Source organism: Actinobacillus porcitonsillarum, from assembly GCF_003101015.1.
GTDB lineage: Bacteria > Pseudomonadota > Gammaproteobacteria > Enterobacterales > Pasteurellaceae > Haemophilus_A > Haemophilus_A porcitonsillarum.
In genome coordinates, this window is the sequence record NZ_CP029206.1 from 340661 (window position 1) to 361069 (window position 20409).

The following is a 20409-nucleotide window of genomic DNA, read 5'->3' on the forward strand; positions in this document are numbered from 1 at the left end:
CCTAGCTCCATTGCAATTTGACAGGTCGAATACCCACCTCATCACTGTTCAACCCTATTTTTAATTGGTTAATCTGATGACAAATCTGTGCCGTAACTGCTTCAGCTTGCGCTATTTTTTCTGGTGTAACACCCTTTGGCTGTGTGCCAAATAACAGCGCATCGAGTAACCTTTCCGCATGCATACCTTCTCGGCAATAATGCAAGACACCAACATCTTGAAAAGCGGTAGCAACTCTAGCCACTTTTGTGGTAGCGATCCCCAATGCCCCATCTTCTCCGCCTAATTCTCGGAACAGCGCATGTTGTGGAAAACCGCCACAGGCTAAGAAAAAAGCACGGCGAAAAACAACGTTGCCGCCACAGGTCATTCGCATATGTTGCCAAGCGAAATCAAAGTCAGCGTGGGAAGCATAACGCTCCGGAATCCCCACCGGTTTTAATTCTAAGCGAACAACAGCCGTTTCAGGTTGGAACTCAAAAATCGCTTTGGCGACTTGTAATGCTCCATTTTCGTAAGCATCATCCGCATCCAAAAATGCAATAAACTCCGCCTCACTTTGCAAAGCTCCCCAATTTCTGGATTTTGCAACACCACCATTTTGCGGCATTTTCTCCACCCGAATTTTATCAGGGAGTTGCGCCTCAAAAGATTTTGCAAGCGCAAAAGTCTGATCCGTTGAGCCATCATCAACAATCCACAATAGACCTAATTCAGGCTGATTTAATACGCTCTGCACAGCACGCTGTAATGTCGTAGCTGCGTTATAACAAGGAATAACAACATCAATCATATAAATTCCGCCCCTTGCTTATCCACTTTCAGAATAGAAGCATAATCTGCTTTCCAATCGCCTAGCACAATTCTTGTAAAATCAGGTTCAAAATGCACCGCTTGTCGGTGGGTATGCCCATGAATCAGTTGTGTGGCATTAAATTTTTTTACCATATTGGTCGTAAATGCAGCATTAACATCCATAATCGTGTTGGATTTAGTCTGCTTATCAAGCTGGCTTTTCATTCGGATTTTCTGGGCAATTTTTAATCTTAATGATAATGGCAAGCGTAAAAATAACCATTGACGCCATTTTTGATGCACTTTTTGCCGAAATTGTTGATATTTCACATCATCAATACAAAGAGTATCGCCGTGGCAAAGTAAGGTGCTTTTGCCATAGAGTTCGATGCAATGATAATCCGGAAGCAATATCATACCTGTCTCATTCGCAAACCGCTTACCAATTAAAAAATCACGATTTCCGCAAATAAAATAGCATTTCACACCGCTTGCGGTAAGCGTTTTAATGGCTGACTTAACCTTGCTAATCAACGCAGATTGTTCATCATCGCCAATCCAAAAATCAAATAAGTCTCCCAAAATATAAACCGCCTCTGCAAGCGGTGCTTTTTGCTGCATAAATTGCAAAAAAAGCTGCGTCATCTCAGGTTGAGATTCATTAAGATGAAGATCGGAAATGAAATAAATCATAGGTATTATTCGCTAATCATGGAAATACTCTAATTTAGCGAAAAGTAGGTAGGGTTGCAAATAAAAATCTAACTATAAGAGAAACTCTATTTAAGTAGAGTTTCTCAAGGAATGGATCTAAATATTTTTTATATGTTGATAAAGTTCTATAAATTTTTGCCGTTTCTGTTGGTAATAATTATAACGATGCATATTCGGTTGATACACCGCCTCAAGCACTAAAGGCTGGCAGAACTGAGCAATATCCTGCTTTGGATTTAACGCTATTTGGGCTAGTTTTGCTGCACCTAATGCAGGTCCAACATCACCGCCAGTGCGATACTCGAATGTTTTACCCGTAATATCTGCAAGCAGTTGTCGCCAATAAGCACTTTTTGCTCCGCCACCAATTAGGGTGATTTGATTTGCTTGTACGCCAGTTTCGTGCAATACATCAATGCTGTCAGCTAAAGCAAAACTTACCCCTTCAATCACGGCTTTGGCTAATGTTGCTTGGTTATCATTATGGGTTAATCCCCAAAAAACACCTTTGGCATAAGGATCATTATGTGGAGTGCGCTCACCTGATAGATAAGGTAAAAAAATCACATCAGAATTTACCGTACTTTTTTCGGCTAGTTGGAACAAGGTTGGAATATCACTAATCCCCGTTATTTTTTGCGCCCAATCAACAGCAGATGCTGCGCTTAAAATCACCGACATTAAATGCCAACAATTTGGTAAAGCGTGGCAGAAACTATGTACTGCTTTTTGTGGGTTTGCGGTAAATTTATCTGTTACCACAAAATAAACCCCAGAAGTCCCTAGCGACAACATCGCTTGCCCACTTTGATATAACCCCACACCAATCGCCCCAGCCGCGTTATCGCCACCGCCTGCAACCACAGGCACGGAGTTCATTTGCCATTGCTGTGCAACCTCTTTACGCAAATAGCCTGTAATTTGATTACCTTCAAATAGTTTTGGCATATTGTTGAGATCTAAGCCACAAGCATTCAGTAGCGGTAAGTTCCAATCTCTTTTTGCCACATCAAGCCACATTGTACCTGAGGCATCTGACATATCTGAGGCATATTCCCCTGTCATCAATAAACGCAGATAATCTTTTGGTAATAGTACTTTGGCGACTTGCTCTGCAATTTGAGGTTGGTGCTTATCTACCCACTTTAATTTAGGTGCGGTAAAACCAGGCATCATTAGATTGCCTGTGATTTCTCGGCTGTTTGGGACTAACTGTTCAAGCTCAGCACACTCAGCAAAACTGCGACCATCGTTCCATAAAATAGCGGGTGAAAGCACATTATCCGCCTTATCTAGCAAAGTTGCGCCGTGCATTTGCCCTGTTAAACCAATCGCTTTGACTGCTCGTAAATCATATTGGCTGGCAAGTTCTTGCATCGCTTGATTGGTTGCATTCCACCAATCCTGTGGGTTCTGTTCTGACCAAAGTGGCTGTGGGCGAGAGATAGGTAGTGCGCGGCTAGCCGTTGCGATAAGACGTTGATTTTCATCTAATAAAATAGCTTTTACGCCTGATGTGCCTAAGTCGATTCCGATATACATACGAACTCCTTGAAAGAGAATACAAGCGGTCGGAAATTGCAAATTTTTTGCAAAAAACGACCGCTTGTAACATTAACGATAGATATAGCTATTCACTAAATTTTCTAGATATTCTTGCTGACCTGAAATCGGTTTCGGATCTAAGTTTTGGCTTTCAACAACTTTTGCAAGATCTGCGAGGCTCGCTTTACCTGTTAAAATCTGCTGACCTAATTCCCCCTTCCAACCTGCATAACGTGTATCAACAACATTTTGGAGTTGTTGATCTTCAATCATTTTAGCTGCGCGTTTAAGTGAAAGCGCCAACACATCCATTGCACCAATATGAGCGTGGAATAAATCATAAGGATCGGTACTTTGACGACGAATTTTAGCATCGAAGTTAAAGCCACCTGTGGTAAATCCACCTGCTTTCAAAATTTCATACATCACAAGGGTATTTTCTTCCACACTGTTTGGGAATTGATCGGTATCCCAACCTAATTGTGGATCGCCACGGTTCGCATCAATTGAGCCGAAAATGCCTAATGCTGTTGCGGTTGCAATCTCGTGTTGGAAAGTATGGCCTGCAAGGGTTGCGTGGTTTGCCTCAATATTCATTTTGATCTCATTTTCTAAACCAAATTGTTTGAGGAAACCATAAACAGTTGCCACATCATAATCATATTGATGTTTAGTTGGTTCTTGTGGTTTTGGTTCGATCAATAACGTCCCTTTAAAGCCAATTTTATGTTTATGTTCTACAACCATTTGCATAAAACGACCAATTTGTTCACGCTCACGTTTTAGATCTGTATTCAGTAAGGTTTCATACCCTTCACGGCCACCCCATAATACATAATTTTCACCGCCTAAACGTTTAGTTGCGTTCATTGCTGTAAATACTTGTGCCGCAGCCCAAGCAAAAACCTCAGGATTTGGATTGGTTGAAGCCCCTGACATATAACGTGGATTTGTAAAGCAGTTTGCCGTTCCCCATAGGAGTTTTACCCCTGTTTCTGCTTGTTTTTGCTCTAAAAGATCGACAATGGTATGAAAATTCTGTTGATATTCTTTAAATGAATTACCTTCAGGGGCAACATCAACGTCGTGGAAACAGTAATAAGGCACACCTAATTTGGTAAAAAATTCAAAGGCAATTTCTGCTTTTTGTTTTGCTCCCGTTAATAAATCCCCTGTTTTTTGCCAACTACGATCAAGGGAACCCACACCAAACATATCATTTCCCGTCCAACAAAATGTATGCCAATAGCACACTGCCAAACGTAAATGTTCCGCCATTGTCTTTCCTAAAATCACTTCATTAGGATTATAATGCTTAAAGGCAAATGGATTTGTTGAGCTTGCACCTTCATATTGTACTTTCTCAATTTTGTCGAAATAGTTAGACATATACTTTCTCCTATGAATATTGGAAATATTGAGGTCGAAAGCATAATGCGAGAAATCAAAAAGCCATTCAATTACGTTATTTCGTTTTTTAATTTCGATTATTGGTTAATGTGATATTAGTCACAAAAGTGAAAAAACATAATATAAAAAAACATTTTTAGAAATTGATAGAAAAGAAATGGTATGAAAAATACATAAATGCATGATTACAAAATCTATTTAAGGAGATTAATAATGTCTGCACCGAAAATAAATATTTATGTTATGAGTATAACCTTAATAGCAACTTTAGGTGGCTTATTATTTGGTTATGATACTGCAGTAATATCAGGTACTGTTGCTTCGTTAGATACCGTGTTTATTCAACCCAAAGGGCTACCAGAAATATCCGCAAATTCATTATTAGGTTTTTGTGTTGCCAGTGCATTAATTGGATGTATCATTGGTGGAGCTTGCGGAGGTTATCTTAGTAGTAAATTTGGACGAAAAAAAGCATTGCTAATTGCTGCAATTCTCTTTCTAATCTCTGCGTTGGGCTCAGCATATCCTGAATTCGGTTTACGAGATATTGATGAGACAGATATTCCTACCTATTTAAGTAATTTCCTCACGGAATTTGTCATTTACCGAATTGTTGGAGGTATCGGTGTAGGTATTGCATCCATGGTTTCTCCTATGTATATAGCTGAGATTGCACCAGCTCATATACGAGGAAAAATGGTTTCTTTTAACCAATTTGCCATCATTGCTGGACAACTAATAGTTTATTTTGTGAACTATTTTATTGCCTTAAGTGGAGACAATACATGGCTAGATACTGTCGGTTGGCGTTATATGTTCTTATCAGAAGTAGTTCCTGCTGGTTTATTTTTAGTCCTTCTATTTTTTGTACCGGAAAGCCCTCGTTGGTTAGTACTACAAAATAAATTCTCTCAAGCCGAAATTACGCTATTAAAACTATTAGGCGAACAATCAGGTAAAAAAGAATTACAGAATATTGTAACATCTTTAGAACATAGAGTAGTTAAAGGAGTGCCATTACTTTCATTCGGTATTAGCATTATCATAATTGGTATCTTACTCTCCGTATTCCAACAATTCGTAGGTATTAATGTTGCGCTTTATTATGCACCTGAAATTTTTAAATCACTCGGCTCAAGTACTAATAGTGCTTTACTCCAAACCATTCTAATGGGTGCAATAAACCTTTCGTGTACCTTAATAGCTATTTTTACAGTGGATAAATATGGTCGTAAACCATTACAAATTATTGGTGCATTAGGTATGGCTATTGGTATGTTTGTATTAGGTACCGCATTCTATGCCAACCTTTCTGGGGGTATCGCTCTCACTGGTATGCTATTTTATGTTGCATCCTTTGCGGTATCTTGGGGACCGGTATGTTGGGTATTACTCGCTGAAATTTTCCCGAATGCTATCCGAAGCCAAGCACTAGCCATTGCTGTCGCAACACAATGGATTGCCAACTATCTGGTGTCATGGACATTCCCTATGATGGATAAAAGCTCTTACTTAGTAGAACATTTTAACCATGGTTTTGCATATTGGGTTTATGGTGTAATGAGTGTGCTAGCAGCATTATTTATGTGGAAATTTGTACCTGAAACAAAAGGAAAAACATTAGAAGAATTAGAATTACTTTGGAATAAAAATTAGCCATCTTAAATAACAAGCGGTCACATTTTTGCAAAATTTTGTAACTATTTGACCACTTGTTATTTCTCTCTTTCTCCATTTCTTTTATAGTAAGCTAAAAGAAGGAGAAACACATGGAACAAAGATTTAAAGTCGCTTTGCTATTTAACGCAAATAAGATTTACGATCGCGGTGTAATTGAAGGCATTGGGCAATATATCCAAGCCTCACAATGTACTTGGGATATTTTTATGGAAGATGAATTTATCTATCATAAAGATACCATTCAACATTTATCTATTGACGGCATTATTGCCGATTATGACGATTTAGAAACCGTTGAGTTATTAAAAAATATCGAAGTTCCCATCATTGCCGTAGGCAGTTCTTACCAAAATCCTGATTATTACCCGAATGTTCCCTATATTGCCACAGATAATACCGCATTAATTGAAAGTGCTTTTTTACACTTAAAACAAAAAGGTATCAACCAGTTTGCCTTTTATGGTTATCCTACTGAACATAACAAACATTGGTCTGTGGAACGTTTGAATGCCTTTATCCAATTAATGGAAAAGTATGAACACGAACCCAAATTTTATTTAGGCGATCAAATTCACTCACAAAATTGGGGTGCTTCACAAGAAAAACTTTGTGCTTGGTTAAAAACATTACCTATTCATACAGGGATTATTGCTGTAACAGATGCAAGAGCTAGACATTTACTCCAAGCCTGTGAATATTTAAGAATTGCTGTACCTGACGAACTCTGCATTATTGGTATTGATAATGAAGAGCTGATCCAATATTTATCTCGCGTATCCCTTTCTTCCGTAGTTCAAGGAACCAAACAAATCGGATACCAAGCAGCCAAGCTATTACATCAAAAATTGATTGGAAAAGCCGTACCACAAAAGCCTATTCTTATTCCACCTGTTAAGGTTGAAGAGCGACGTTCTACGGACTATCGTTCTTTACAAGATCCTCTTGTTATCCAAGCTATGCACTTTATTCGACATCGTGCTACACAAGGAATAAAAACAGAACAAGTGTTAGATCATCTACGCATTTCACGCTCCAATTTAGAGCAGCGTTTTAAAGGAGAAATGAATAAAACTATCCATCAAGTCATTCATGAGGAGAAATTAGAAAAAGCAAAATATATGCTGCGTTTTACTGATATTCCAATTCAAGAAATTGCTAATATTTGCGGTTACCCTTCGTTACAGTATTTCTACGCGGTAATGAAAAAAGAGCTACAGCAGACTCCTAGAACATTCAGAGAAAAATAGTCGTTATATCAACAAATTAGCCCACTTATCAAAGCGGGCTAATAGATAAAGCAACTTATTCTTTGCGGAAAATACCACGAATCAGTTGAACAGAAAGGAAAAAGAGTAATGCGATTACCGCATAAAGCACATAGCTTACAATCGGGCGAGAAACCGTTTCATCGGCTTGCAGCGGCTTAATTGAAACAATGTTTCTAAACTCATTTAACCAGTTAATCCGCCAACCGTAGTATTTAATTTGCACACGTTGGTGCTCATTAGCATAGGCTTGCGCTTTGGCTTGAATATCCGCTGAACCAAATTTGAAATAAGGCGGTAAGCCCCAGCCGGTATCTTCATTACGGTAAACCATGATTTTTTTCGTTTCAGGGTTTTCTGTAAAAAGGAAATAAACATCACGAACTTCGCCATCTGCCGGATTGGATTTGCTGATAACGCCGTCTTTATCCATACGGCGAACTTCCATACCGGTAACAACCGTATCTTCATAACTTGGCATAGCGTAATTAACCGCGCCACCTAAGACGATGAAGAAAGAAAGCGACACTAAAATCAGAAAATATTTAAGGATAGCTTGCATAGTAAATGTCCTTATAAGTTAATTTTGAATAAGTTTTGCACATTTTGCGTGGTAATGCGAGCAAATTCTTCCGTTGAAACCCCTTTGAGGGTCGCAACATATTCACAAGTTTCACGCACATAAGCCGGTTGATTTGGTTTTCCTCGATAAGGAATCGGTGCCAAATAAGGCGAATCCGTTTCAATCAATAAACGATCAAGCGGTATTTTTCTCGCTACATCTCGCAATTCTTCTGCATTACGGAAGGTAATGATCCCAGAAATCGAGATATAAAAACCAATATCTAATGCCCGTTTTGCCATGGCATAATCTTCGGTAAAACAGTGCAATACGCCGCCACATTTTTCTGCGCCGTGTTGCTCTAGCATATCCATTGTATCTTGACGCGCTGAGCGGGTGTGAATAATAAGAGGTTTATTCACTTTATTTGCTACTTCAATTTGTTGAGCAAATAGCTGCTGTTGCAGGGCTTTTGTTTCAGGCGTGTAGTGATAATCTAATCCCGTTTCACCAATCGCCACCACTTTTGGATCTTGTGCATATTGCCATAATTTTTCGTAGTCAAACGGTTCCTCTTCCACATTCAATGGGTGTACGCCACAACTTAACGACACATCATTACGATGAGCGGTTAATTGCTTCATGGCTTCAAATCGCCCTAATGTGGTACACACAGAAAGAATATGCTGTACGCCCCGTTTTTTGGCGTTTTCAATGACTTCGTCCACATTTTTATGACGCGTTTCATAGTCTAATGCATCTAAGTGACAGTGGGAGTCAATAATAAATAAATCGTTCAAAATGCTTTCCTAATCTCACTAAATTGGTTTGGCATTATACCGCAAATTCCTTAGTAAAAACTTAAGAAAATGTGACCGCTTGCAAATAAAAAATGCGGTTAAGCAACCACATTTTTCTCATCTATACTAACCGTTAGAATGAATAACGTACGCCAATTTTATTTTCTCACTCGAATAACAACACCAATTTGCTCATTTGGCTGTAATAATTGGCTAAGGCGTGCAGTTTCAACACAAACCATAGTTCGGTAACCCTGCTCGTTCATTCCGCTCATTGCTTTATGCCACGGGTTCCAAACAACAATTTCGCTCGCATGTTGGTGCGCAACCTCAATTTGTCGCTGATATCCGATATCTTCAATATAGCTATCGCCTTGTGCAAGGTAAATTTCATCGACTAACTCTGCAATTTTTCTTGGAGAATCAACCGCTTGTTGCCGTTTCGTTAAGGCATTAAAGACTGTATTAGGTAAACCAAAAAGTTCGGTCTTTTCAATATCTTGAACATAGAAATAACTATGTAATGCTGCTTGAGCAGGCTCTTTACCAAGATGGGTAAAGCACAGTTCACAGGTTTCGCCCAACGCCATCTCCATTTTAGCTTCTAGGTTTTTGTTTTCATCAAACAAAGAAAATGTAAGTTTAACATTCTCTTCTTGCTCTACATAATCGGTAAGTTCCCATAAGCGATTGCGAGCAGTACCATGAGCCGGCTGTTTGGCTGCTCCAAACCAAGGATAGCAAATCGGCACACCACCTCGAATCGCCTGACCAAGGCTAAAAGGTTCAACCTCACTTAACCAGAATACATCTTGATTAGCATGAGCTGGCTTCCAGCTTAATAATTGAGCGCCTTGTAGCGAAATTTTTGCACTCATTAAAGCATGCTTAATTTCAAGAACAGGAATATCGTTATAATTCACGAATTGGCATGTTGGTGGTAGGGTTAATGTTTTCATAAAATTTCTCCTTTAAATAATTAGAATTTATTATTCATGCGCGTTGCTTTATTCATCACACGAATGCAACATAATAGGGCTGTTTTAAAAGCAAATTTAGCTAGGTATTATGCTAACATGGAAAAAAATGAGCTTCTATGATCGAAAGCTGAATCTGTGAAGTGTGTCAAAATTTTAAAATAAACCCGCTTTTTCATTAAGATAAAAGCGGGTTTACATCATATTACTCTGCAGTTGGTGCAATCTCTTCTGTCGGAACAGCTTGTTGTTCTTCCGGCACCTCGGCTTTAGTATTTTCGGTTTGAGGTTTACTTAAAGAAAGTGCTTCCAATACTGTTGGTTTTTCAGCCTCAATAACAGCACCTGCGGAAGTGCAATAACGCTGTCCTCGATCTCGCCACATTGGGATTTGGCGGCTGTTATCGCAGTTAATACTGCCATAACTATTGATCCCCACCCATTGAATATTTTTCGATTTTGGCAGGCTGAATTTTGTCGGCGATGCACGTTTTAAGTACTCTTTATAAACATACAATGCCCCACTTGAACCGGTTAAATAAGTATCGGAGTTGTTATCCTTCCCTAACCACACAGTAGTTACATTTTCGCCGTCAATACCCGCAAACCATGTATCACGTGCATTATTAGTCGTACCCGTTTTACCGGCAAGACGTAAATGAGCAAACTCATTTTGTAAGCTACGTGCTGTTCCTCGCTCAACCACTTGTTGCATTGCATACAACGTTTGAATGGTCGCTTCTTCAGGTAATACTCGTTCGCTTACGGCGTCAAGGTTACGTTGATAAAGTGGTTTACCATCATGCCCTGTAATGGATTCAATCGTGGTTAAAGGCACTTTTAAGCCATTATTTGCCAGTACTTGGTAAGATTTTGTCACATCATAAGGCGAAATAGAGTATGAACCGAGCAACATTGCGGGGTACGCTGGGATTTCAACTTTATCCCATCCCATTTCTTTTTGTTTTTCAATGACCTTTTTCAAACCATACTTCATACCAATATTTACCGTTGGGATGTTCAATGAGCGCACTAAGGCATCCATCAACATAACAGAACCACTAAAACGCTTATCGTAGTTTTTTGGTGACCAAGGTGCTGAGCCTTTGGTATAAATTGTAATCGGTTTATTATCAATTGGCGTATTTAAACGGAAGCTTTTTGGATTCGATAACGCAATCGCATAAATGGATGGTTTGACTAAAGAACCAATTTGTCGCTTCGTTTGAATCGCACGGTTAAAGCCGGCAAACTGTGTTAAGCGGTCGCCCACAATAGCACGCACTTTCCCCGTTTTATATTCCGCTACAACAATCGCCGATTGTAAGTCTTTGATTTTCTTATCACTATTTTCTAAATCTTCTAAACCGTTAATGACTGCTTGTTCCGCGGAACGTTGCTGCTTACGATCTAAGGTCGTAAAAATCTTCGCCCCCGATAATAATGCAATACGATTCTCACCTAGCTCATTTTTAAGGTCTAAATTTAAGGCTTGCATAAAGGCAGGCTGTTGGCGATAAATTGTGCCTTTTTCTTTAACCCCAAGCGGTTGCTTAATTAAAAATTCATAATCGCTTTGCGTAATCGCATTATTTTCTTGGAGTAATTTTAGCACCACATTACGGCGCTCAATCGCTGCCTGTGGGTGTCGCCATGGGTTATACAACGAAGGACCTTTTACCATTCCAACTAACAACGCCATTTGTGAAGGCGTAATTTCTTGAATTGGACGACCAAAATAAAATTGGCTGGCAAGCGCAAAACCGTGAATTTGATAACTTCCGTTTTGACCTAAATAAATTTCATTGAGGTAAGTCTCTAAAATTTTATTTTTATCGTAACGTGCATCTAAAATTAGCGACATTAACGCTTCATTCACTTTTCGGCTTAATGATTTTTCACTGCTTAAAAAGAGGTTCTTAACCAATTGTTGGGTTAAAGTACTCGCCCCTTGCACTGTTCTACCGGCTTGGTAGTTTGCCACCAAAGCACGTGCAATCCCCATTGGGCTGATACCATCATGCTGATAAAAACGTTTATCTTCCGTTAAAAGTAACGCTTGAATCAAAAAATAAGGATATTGCTGTAAACGAAGCGCTTGGCGTTCTTCATCACTTTCAGAATGGATCATTGCAATCAGTTTAGGATCCAAACGGAATTCTTCCACCAACTTTTGTTGCACAAGATCTTCTATATACGTTAAACGATCATTTTGAAAGCGAAGTCTTAATACTCGCTGTGCTTCCGGCGTTTCAGGAAACGGGAAAGCTCGGCGTAACATCACAATATTATTTTCTTCGATTTTGAAGTCGCCCGGCGTTGCGATTTGAGAAACTTGACGATAGCCGTTATCTAATAGTGCGGTTTTTGTTTGTTCTAGCGTTAGGTTATCTTCAATCCGGATACTTTCAATACGTGCATAAACCTCCGCAGGCAGTTGCCACACTTGCCCGTCCATTTTCGTCCGTATCTTACCGTCTAGATAAATGGCGTAAAATGCCATAAAGCTGGCACAAACCAGCCCCACTTTTAAACCTGTCGCCATAAAGCTCGAAAATATCGATCTTTTTTCAGGCGCTTTTTCTTGTTGTTCCAATTCAGGATTTGACATGATTTCAAACCAAAAAGTAAAAGCGGTGAGATTTTGCAAAAGATTTACGAAATATCACCGCTTGCTTCGTATGGATTATGGATTGCGTTTAAACTTACTAAAGTCTGGGGCGCGTTTTTCGTTAAATGCGTTACGACCTTCTTGGCCTTCTTCTGTCATGTAGAACAACATCGTTGCATTACCTGCTAATTCTTGAAGACCCGCTTGTCCGTCACAGTCCGCATTTAACGCTGCTTTTAAGCAACGTAATGCAATCGGGCTGTTGCGTAGCATTTCACGACACCAACGCACCGTTTCTTTTTCCAAATCTGCATAAGGCACAACGGTATTTACCAAGCCCATCTCTAAGGCTTCTTTCGCATCATATTGACGGCATAAAAACCAAATTTCACGCGCTTTTTTCTGCCCAACGATACGCGCCATATAACTTGCACCCCAACCGCCATCGAATGAACCCACTTTCGGGCCTGTTTGACCGAAAATCGCATTTTCTGCGGCGATGGTTAAGTCACAAAGCATATGTAAAACGTGACCGCCACCAATCGCATAACCCGCCACCATTGCCACCACAGGCTTCGGACAGCTACGAATATCACGTTGGAAATCCAATACGTTTAAGTGATGTACGCCACTATCGTCTTTATAACCGCCGTAGTCGCCACGTACTTTTTGATCGCCGCCAGAACAAAATGCTTTTTCACCTTGACCTGTTAAAACAATCACACCGATTTTTTCGTCAAAACGTGCATCAGAGAAAGCTTGAATCATCTCTTTTACTGTTTGCGGACGGAATGCATTACGCACTTCAGGACGATTAATGGTAATTTTTGCGATACCATCTGTCGATTTGTGATAAAGAATATCAGTATAACCTTCGCTATGATCCACCCATTCAACAGGGGCATAAAGAACATCATCTTTTGGATTTTGCATTTTTTGTTCCTTTCTAATCAAAAATAAAAAATTCGATCAATTATAGCCGAATTCAGTTTGATGAGAAGAAAAAGCGGTCAAATTTGCAAAATATTTTACAAACTTGACCGCTTATTACGATGATTTGGCTAATTTTTAATAACCTTCACAACACCATTCAGTTTCATTAAACGCTGAATAACAACATAAAGGTGTGCATTGTCCGTCACTGAAATTTGCAATTTGACTTGGTAATTTCCATTCTCTTTTGGCTGGCTATGAACCGCACCAATGTTGCTATTTAAGGCGGCAATGGTATTCGTCAGACTTGCTAAAACACCCGGTTGGTTCTTAATTTCAAGCTCAATATCGACATCTTGATTTTCCGGTTTTTCTTCTTCCACCAAAATTTCATCAAGACTTTCAAGATGTTTTAGTGCCTGTTTGATTTTAGAACGGGCTTTTGCGCTCACAACAAAGCTGAGCCAAGAAGGGCTTGGGCGTTTCCCTTCTTCTGTTAAAATTTCAATGGTTTGCCCTGATTGTAACGGTTGTGAAATCGGGTAAGGTTGTCTATCCACAATCGCCCCCACACAACGATCACCAATATCAGAGTGAACTGCATAGGCAAAATCAATCGGTGTTGCCTTAGCCGGTAACTCAACAATGCGTCCTTTCGGTGTAAAGACATAAATATCATTTGAGAAAAGATCCGATTTGACATTTTCGATAAATTCTTCGGAATTGCCAGCGCTTTGTTGCAACTCAATAATGCTTTGTAGCCATTTTTGTGCTTTTTGTTGCACAGTGGTTGCTTTAAGTGGTTCATCGGTATAGCGCCAAAATGCCGCAACGCCTAATTCCGCCATTTGATCCATCTCTTCTGTACGGATTTTCACTTCAATCGGTAAACCTTTATGTCCAATCATTGACGTGTGAAGAGATTGATAGCCGTTAGTTTTCGGCACCGCAATATAATCTCGTACTTGGTAAGGACGAGGTTTATATAAAGCGTGAACTTGTCCTAACGCACGATAGCAATTATCAACATTTTCAACCACCACGCAAAACGCATAAATATCTAAAATGGAGCGGAAACGTTGATCACGCTGACGTAATTTGTGGTAAAGAGAATAAAGATGTTTCTCACGACCGTAAATACGGGCTTTAATACCGAACTCCATTAAACGGCTTTCAATTTCGTGAGAAATTTTCGCTAATAAATCCTGACGTGTCCCTCGCGCCATATCAATTGCCATACGAAGCACGTTATAACGATGCGGATACATCGCTTTAAAACAAAGATCTTCTAATTCATTTTTAAGGTGGGTAATCCCCAAACGGTGCGCAAGAGGGCTATAAATCTCAAGCGTTTCTTTCGCAATTCGCATTCGTTTATCCGGGCGTAAAGCACCAAGTGTACGCATATTGTGAGTACGGTCGGCTAATTTGATTAAAACGACACGAATATCTTTGGTCATCGCCAAAATCATTTTGCGGAAATTTTCCACCTGAGCTTCTTGGCGAGTACGGAATTTTAATTTATCTAACTTAGAAACACCTTGCACAATTTCTGCCACATTTGAACCAAATTCAGCAGCAAGCTGTTCTTCTGTATAGGGGGTGTCTTCAATAACATCGTGCAATAATGCCGCCATAACAGCTTCATGATCAAGCTTCATCTCTGCAATGATGCCGGCAACCGCCACCGGATGCGTAATATAGGGTTCGCCACTTGAGCGGGTTTGCCCTTCGTGAGCATCTCGTGCGATGACAAAAGCACGTTTGACTAACTCTATTTTATCTGCCGGTAAGTAAGTTTGAATAATGCGATCTAAAGGTTCAAAAAGATACACGCTACACCCCACAAAAGATAAAAAAACGGATAACGAACAATTTGCAATATTTTCGGTTAATGTAACCGCTTGCTTTTAAATTGTCCATTATCCATTTAAAAGATAATAAATTAAGCTTTAGCTTGAACGTCTGCTAAGAAAGAAATGGCTTCTTTTTCTGCAATATCTTGTTGAGCCGCTTGGTGATTATCAAATTGATCCATAATCTCGCTGTTGATTAAACCTTCTTCGATCTCACGTAATGCAATCACTGTCGGTTTATCGCCTTCTTCCGGCACTAACGGTTCACGAGTGTGAAGTTGGATTTGTCTTGCACGACGTGCTGCAGTTAAAATTAAATCAAAACGGTTGCCGATTTTTTCTGCGGCAGCTTGAACGGTTACACGAGCCATTTTATTACTCCAAAGGATTTTGCAAAATTCATTCTTCTAAAAGATCGGAGATTATACAAAAATTCCCACATTCTGACAATGAAAAGCAAAGGATCTGTTTGGTAAAATATTTTTACATCATTTGCTATTTACTCATTTTTCAGCAAGAAAACCCCATGCCCAGAGAAATGAATATAGGCTTCAGTAATATGCGTATTAAAATGTTCGGGATTTGCATTGATGAGTAATTCTTTACTTCCCCATTCAGCGATAATTTCCCAATGATTTCCCATATAAACTGCATTTTTTATTTTACAATACTGTGCTTTTTCGCCATGTGTTTGTAAACTAATCGCTTCAGGTCTAATACCGACTAAACATTTTCCATCATTTAAGCCGAATTGTTCACTATTTGGTAAGGCAAACTGATAGCCTTGAACAGAAACCACCCCATGTTTGAGCTCTCCTTCAAAAATACTACTTTCTCCCATGAAATTCGCCAAAAAGAGAGAATTTGGTCGGAGATATAATTCTTTAGCTGGTGCTTTTTGCATAATTTTACCTTTATGCATCACAATAACTTCATCGGATACAGCAAACGCTTCTGTTTGATCATGGGTAACATAGAGAGAGGTAATACCTAAGCTTTGTTGTAATTCTCGGATTTTTTCTCGCATTGCTCGTCGTAAATTCGCATCTAAATTACTTAATGGCTCATCAAAAAGTAATACCTTAGGTTTAAGCACCAATGCTCGAGCTAATGCAACACGTTGTTGCTGTCCCCCTGAAATTTGATCGACATAACGATCTTCAAACCCAGCTAAATCAACCAGCTCTAATGCTTCTTTCACTCTCTGCTGAAGCTCCGGTCCTTTTACGCCTTGCATTTTTAGTCCATAACCTACGTTATCGCCAATAGACATATGCGGAAAGAGTGCGTAGGACTGAAACACAATACATATATCTCGATTTTGAATAGAAGATTTTGTTACATCTTGTCCATCAATAAATATTTGACCTTCTGTCGGGCTTTCCAGCCCTGCAACAAGACGTAATATTGTCGTTTTTCCACAACCAGATGGACCTAATAAAGTGACCATTGTGCCACGTTTAATCGTTAAATCTAAGTTATCAATAACTACCGTTTTACCGAAAGATTTTGTAATGTTTTTTAATACTAAGAAATTGTTGCTCATATAATTACCTATCAATATTGTTATTGTCTTACCGTATTTTTTATCATTTTCTCTAATTCATTTTCTTGGCTTTAGATCGAGATATTCTCGTCTCTCCAACAATCCAATCAAACAGTAATATAATCGCCATCATGACAACAATTAAGATTGATCCATAAGCGATAGCCACCCCATATTCACCATCTTCAACTCGATTTAGAATGTAAGAAGTTGCAACTCGAGTATCTGCAGTGACTAAGAAGACGATAGCACTCACCGTTGTCATTGCTCTCACAAAACTTGTTACTAAGGCAGATAAAAGTGCTGGTTTTAACAGTGGAAATACGATAAAAACAATGGTTTTGAACGAACTACCTTTTAATGATAAAGAGGCTTCATCTAAAGACTTATCTAATTGCCCTAAACCTGCAATAGCAGCTCTCATACCTACAGGCATATTTCTCATAACCATAGACAAAATGATAATAATGCTTGTTCCTGTAATGTAAATAGGTGCATCATTAAACGCTAAAATATAAGATACACCAGCTACTGTTCCCGGTACCGCAAAGCAAAGTAATGTTAAAAACTCTAACGTTTTTTTACCTTTAAAATCTCTTCGTACCGTAATGTAAGCAATAAGTAAGCCCAAAATTGCTGTAATTGGTGCCGCACTTGCAGCAAAAATAACAGTTTGAATTAAAGATGGCCATGCTCCATCACTAAACCCTTGCCCAAATAGGGTAATATAATTTTTGAGTGTTAAGGTATAATCAACCCCCCAGTTTACAGTAAAACTTCCATAGAAAATACTTCCATAAAGCACTGTATTAAATAGAACCCAGAAGCAAAGTAGAAAGATAATCATGTATTTCATCAATTGTGGAAGGTCTTGAACATCTCCTCTGTATGATTTTCCTGATACTGTGACATATGATCGATTACCAATCCAAATATACTGAATAATAAAAATGGATAAAGAGAAAATAAGTAATAAAGTCCCTAATGTACTCGCAGATGCATAGTCTAATTGTGAGCCTGCGATATAAAAATAGATTTGAGATGAAATAACATCAAAACTTCCACCAAGAACTAATGGGGTACTAAAGTCTGCTAAAGATTGAATGGCAACCACTAAAAAAGAATTTGCGAGAGCAGGCTTTAAGAGTGGGAATATAATATTAAAAAACGTTTGATAGCGGTTTGCTTTCAAAGTATAAGAAGCTTCTTCAACTGACGGATGAATAGATTTTAAAGCCCCTTCTAAAAGCATAAAAGACATGGGCGTTAAAGCAAGGGTATGAGCAATAACAATACCCGTAAAACCATAAAGCCAATTATTATTAAACCCTAAATACTCCACAAGGAAATTTGTTACATAGCCCGATCTTCCCAACATTAAAGTAACACCTAGCCCAACAACAAAGGGCGGAGTAACAATAGGAAGAATTGAAAAGATTTTACCAATAAATGCGGTCTTTTTAGCAATACGAGTCGTATATAATGCAAAAATAAGCCCAAAAAGTGTTGATAAAATACCGACTGTGCCTGCAACACTTAATGAGTTCATAATAATTCGTAATATATAGGGTTGCTTAATAATCGTCAGTACTTGGCTTGGTACAAATTCACTCCCGTCATAAAACATGGAAATAAAAATGGCAAATGTCGGATAAACAATAAAGAAGAATATCAGTAAGACTATGCTAATGAGAGAAGCGATAATAAATTTGTCGCCCTGCATTATTTTCATTTTGGCAAGTGCGTTCGTAGCTAAAGCAATTAGCGTGATCAATAAAATAAGTATTGCATAACCTAAGCTGATTTTGGCTACGATTGCAGAAATAAAGATGAATCCAAAAATAATAACTGTGATGCAGAACTCGAAAACACCTTGGATATATTCATTTTTATGTTTTAGAAGTTGAGAGACAGTGGGAACGAGAAGTACTGAACTAAACCATAACCAACTAAGATTAGGAGAAGACCATCCCATAGATTGCCATATTTCATCGTAAGTGGAATTAAATATTCCATAATAGAGTGCTGTTGATGGAAGAAAGATAAAACCCAATAACGAAAATAAAATCCAAAATAAGTTTGTACTGAAACATGGTGTCCACTTTCGCATAATACCTCCATGAGAGCTTCATCTAGCAAATTTGACTTCCATATATCAAAAGCGGTAACAAATTTTATGAGTACTACAGTTATAAAAATCAAACCGACTAAACTAAACTCATCAAGTTCTAAAATATAAATATGATGCCTATTAAAATCGTTAAGCAGCAAATATTGTGTAATTAGCGTAAAGCTTAGGTACTTTACGCTAAAAATATTTGAAATTTATTTTGCTAATTTAACGTCATCAACCCATTTTGTAATTAAGCGTTTACGTTCATCAGCAGATCCATATTTTTCAAAATTATAATTTATCAGTTTTAATTTTGTCGGTTCAAATGCGACAGGAGATTGCTCCGCTGTTTTATTTGTCAAAATTTGGAGAGCTTTGCCTTTTTTCCATGCTAATTCTTGACCTTCTTTAGATAAAGCCCAATCAACAAATAACTTCGCATTTTCCATATTACGAGCATTTTTTATGATACTTACCCCACCTAATTCATACCCTGTACCTTCACAAGGCACGATTAATTCAAGTGGAGCACCTTGAAGTTTTTCTTGAGCATAATCATGTAAAAAGCCTATACCTATAGCCGTTTCGCCTCGTGCTGCATTACGTGATGGTGCAATACCTGACTTGGTATATTGGGAAATATTAGGGTGAAGTTGTTTAAAGTAATCAAATGCAGCATCTTCTCCCCATAACTGAACAAAAGTTGCTATTGCAGTGTATGCCGTTCCTGAACTTTGAGGATCTGCGATTTGGATTTCACCTTTAAAACGTGGATCGGTTAAATCTTTCCAGCATTTTGGTATATCAGTAATACCTAGCTTTTTCAAACGCTCCGTATTTACACCAAAACCTAAAATCCCCATATAAATAGCGGATGTGTAATTCCCTTTTATTTTAGCTGGATCTTGGAATTGTTCGACAATTTGATCTACGTTTGGAGAACGGTAGGCTTGTAGTAGCCCCAAATCCCCAGCTTGAGATTGCGGATCAAGTGTTCCACCATACCAAACATCTGCTTGAGGATTATTTTTCTCAGCTTCAATTTTAGCAAATGTACTACCTGAACCATTGCGAATAAAGGAGGCATCTACGTCGTATTTCTTACCAAACGCATTCGTTTCAGCCTCACACATATCATTCGTTGCACTGCAATATACAATCAAGCGACCTTTTGCTTGAGCTAATTGTGGATGTAATAACACACTCGCACCAAGAAACATCGTTGAAATAACTAAAGAAACAGCTTTCATCTTCATCATAGAATCTCCCTTATTTTTAATTAAAATGTATTTCCCATGTTAATTTTTACATCTTATATGATATAAAATTAATCAATTAAAGCAGTGGGTAAAGTGTATGCTATAAAAATAAGAAATACTGTGAGCAGGTTCACAAAATAAGAAGTTATTTAAATATTTGGGAATATTTCTGCTAATCGCTATGCTTAAATCAAACCAATCTATAAAAAATTACTCGTTTTTAACCGCTTACATTAAGAATAATCTAAACCCGAAGAAGATAAGATGTGATGAATAGAATTCACTCACTAAGTATTGAAAATAAGAAAAATATAAGTATAAAAAAATCTGCACTTCAATTTGT

General features: G+C 38.4%; 16 protein-coding genes. 2 read left to right on the forward strand and 14 right to left on the reverse strand.

Annotated features, from left to right (window positions below):
- Position 1: 1 nt before the first annotated feature.
- From DDU33_RS01745 to xylA, 4 genes are all read right to left on the reverse strand, one after another.
- The gene (locus tag DDU33_RS01745) at positions 2-793 is read right to left on the reverse strand and encodes a glycosyltransferase family 2 protein (RefSeq protein ID WP_108922778.1); all 792 of its coding nucleotides are present in this window, start codon (positions 791-793) and stop codon (positions 2-4) included.
- Positions 790-1488: a UDP-2,3-diacylglucosamine diphosphatase gene (gene lpxH / locus DDU33_RS01750; protein WP_108922780.1), complete on the reverse strand. Its 699-nt coding sequence runs from the start codon at positions 1486-1488 to the stop codon at positions 790-792. Before lpxH ends, DDU33_RS01745 begins: the two co-directional genes overlap by 4 nt.
- 117 nt (positions 1489-1605) lie before the next feature.
- The gene (gene xylB, locus DDU33_RS01755; protein ID WP_108922782.1) at positions 1606-3051 is read right to left on the reverse strand and encodes a xylulokinase; all 1446 of its coding nucleotides are present in this window, start codon (positions 3049-3051) and stop codon (positions 1606-1608) included.
- Positions 3052-3123: 72 nt separating this feature from the next.
- Positions 3124-4443, reverse strand: a complete 1320-nt coding sequence (gene xylA, locus DDU33_RS01760) for a xylose isomerase (RefSeq protein WP_108922784.1) — start codon at positions 4441-4443, stop codon at positions 3124-3126.
- A 234-nt stretch (positions 4444-4677) separates the two neighbouring features.
- Between xylA and xylE the strand changes: the two genes are divergently transcribed.
- Both xylE and DDU33_RS01770 read left to right on the forward strand, forming a co-directional pair.
- Positions 4678-6120: a D-xylose transporter XylE gene (xylE, locus tag DDU33_RS01765; RefSeq protein ID WP_108922786.1), complete on the forward strand. Its 1443-nt coding sequence runs from the start codon at positions 4678-4680 to the stop codon at positions 6118-6120.
- Between the two features lie 113 nt (positions 6121-6233).
- Positions 6234-7391: a XylR family transcriptional regulator gene (locus DDU33_RS01770; protein WP_108922788.1), complete on the forward strand. Its 1158-nt coding sequence runs from the start codon at positions 6234-6236 to the stop codon at positions 7389-7391.
- 55 nt (positions 7392-7446) lie between these two features.
- On the opposite strand, the gene DDU33_RS01775 is transcribed toward DDU33_RS01770, so the two are convergent.
- The 10 genes from DDU33_RS01775 to DDU33_RS01820 form a co-directional block, all read right to left on the reverse strand.
- A complete protein-coding gene (locus DDU33_RS01775) occupies positions 7447-7971 on the reverse strand; it encodes a DUF1523 family protein (RefSeq protein ID WP_108922790.1) in 525 nt (174 codons plus the stop codon).
- 11 nt (positions 7972-7982) lie between these two features.
- Complete coding sequence (locus DDU33_RS01780) at positions 7983-8771, reverse strand: TatD family hydrolase (protein ID WP_005820712.1); 789 nt, start codon at positions 8769-8771, stop codon at positions 7983-7985.
- Between the two features lie 158 nt (positions 8772-8929).
- On the reverse strand, positions 8930-9730 hold the full coding sequence (locus DDU33_RS01785) for a D-hexose-6-phosphate mutarotase (protein WP_108922792.1): 801 nt from the start codon (positions 9728-9730) through the stop codon (positions 8930-8932).
- A gap of 223 nt (positions 9731-9953) precedes the next feature.
- Entirely contained in the window at positions 9954-12359 is a 2406-nt protein-coding gene (mrcB, locus tag DDU33_RS01790) for a penicillin-binding protein 1B (RefSeq protein WP_108922794.1), read from the reverse strand.
- Between the two features lie 75 nt (positions 12360-12434).
- A complete protein-coding gene (gene menB / locus DDU33_RS01795) occupies positions 12435-13292 on the reverse strand; it encodes a 1,4-dihydroxy-2-naphthoyl-CoA synthase (RefSeq protein ID WP_005822501.1) in 858 nt (285 codons plus the stop codon).
- Between the two features lie 128 nt (positions 13293-13420).
- Positions 13421-15127 (reverse strand): RelA/SpoT family protein, encoded by a 1707-nt coding sequence (locus tag DDU33_RS01800; protein WP_108922796.1) that lies wholly within the window; start codon positions 15125-15127, stop codon positions 13421-13423.
- A gap of 110 nt (positions 15128-15237) precedes the next feature.
- Positions 15238-15519 carry a DNA-directed RNA polymerase subunit omega gene (rpoZ, locus tag DDU33_RS01805; RefSeq protein WP_005820700.1) on the reverse strand — a complete coding sequence of 94 codons (282 nt, stop codon included), beginning with the start codon at positions 15517-15519 and terminating at the stop codon, positions 15238-15240.
- Between the two features lie 128 nt (positions 15520-15647).
- Positions 15648-16694 carry a ferric ABC transporter ATP-binding protein gene (fbpC, locus tag DDU33_RS01810; RefSeq protein WP_108922798.1) on the reverse strand — a complete coding sequence of 349 codons (1047 nt, stop codon included), beginning with the start codon at positions 16692-16694 and terminating at the stop codon, positions 15648-15650.
- Positions 16695-16746: 52 nt separating this feature from the next.
- Positions 16747-18804, reverse strand: a complete 2058-nt coding sequence (locus tag DDU33_RS01815) for an ABC transporter permease (RefSeq protein WP_108922800.1) — start codon at positions 18802-18804, stop codon at positions 16747-16749.
- A 215-nt stretch (positions 18805-19019) separates the two neighbouring features.
- Positions 19020-20063, reverse strand: coding sequence for an ABC transporter substrate-binding protein (locus DDU33_RS01820; protein WP_108925220.1), 1044 nt, complete (start codon positions 20061-20063; stop codon positions 19020-19022).
- Positions 20064-20409 lie beyond the last annotated feature (346 nt).

Excerpts from the sequence above, each read along its gene's own strand:
- DDU33_RS01785 (WP_108922792.1), bottom strand. The coding sequence starts at position 9,730 with ATGAAAACATTAACCCTACCACCAACATGCCAATTCGTGAATTATAAC.
- DDU33_RS01745 (WP_108922778.1), bottom strand. The coding sequence starts at position 793 with ATGATTGATGTTGTTATTCCTTGTTATAACGCAGCTACGACATTACAG.
- mrcB (WP_108922794.1), bottom strand. The coding sequence starts at position 12,359 with ATGTCAAATCCTGAATTGGAACAACAAGAAAAAGCGCCTGAAAAAAGA.
- rpoZ (WP_005820700.1), bottom strand. The coding sequence starts at position 15,519 with ATGGCTCGTGTAACCGTTCAAGCTGCCGCAGAAAAAATCGGCAACCGT.
- fbpC (WP_108922798.1), bottom strand. The coding sequence starts at position 16,694 with ATGAGCAACAATTTCTTAGTATTAAAAAACATTACAAAATCTTTCGGT.
- lpxH (WP_108922780.1), bottom strand. The coding sequence starts at position 1,488 with ATGATTTATTTCATTTCCGATCTTCATCTTAATGAATCTCAACCTGAG.
- xylE (WP_108922786.1), top strand. The coding sequence starts at position 4,678 with ATGTCTGCACCGAAAATAAATATTTATGTTATGAGTATAACCTTAATA.
- DDU33_RS01820 (WP_108925220.1), bottom strand. The coding sequence starts at position 20,063 with ATGAAGATGAAAGCTGTTTCTTTAGTTATTTCAACGATGTTTCTTGGT.
- DDU33_RS01815 (WP_108922800.1), bottom strand. The coding sequence starts at position 18,804 with ATGCGAAAGTGGACACCATGTTTCAGTACAAACTTATTTTGGATTTTA.
- xylB (WP_108922782.1), bottom strand. The coding sequence starts at position 3,051 with ATGTATATCGGAATCGACTTAGGCACATCAGGCGTAAAAGCTATTTTA.
- xylA (WP_108922784.1), bottom strand. The coding sequence starts at position 4,443 with ATGTCTAACTATTTCGACAAAATTGAGAAAGTACAATATGAAGGTGCA.
- DDU33_RS01775 (WP_108922790.1), bottom strand. The coding sequence starts at position 7,971 with ATGCAAGCTATCCTTAAATATTTTCTGATTTTAGTGTCGCTTTCTTTC.
- DDU33_RS01770 (WP_108922788.1), top strand. The coding sequence starts at position 6,234 with ATGGAACAAAGATTTAAAGTCGCTTTGCTATTTAACGCAAATAAGATT.
- menB (WP_005822501.1), bottom strand. The coding sequence starts at position 13,292 with ATGCAAAATCCAAAAGATGATGTTCTTTATGCCCCTGTTGAATGGGTG.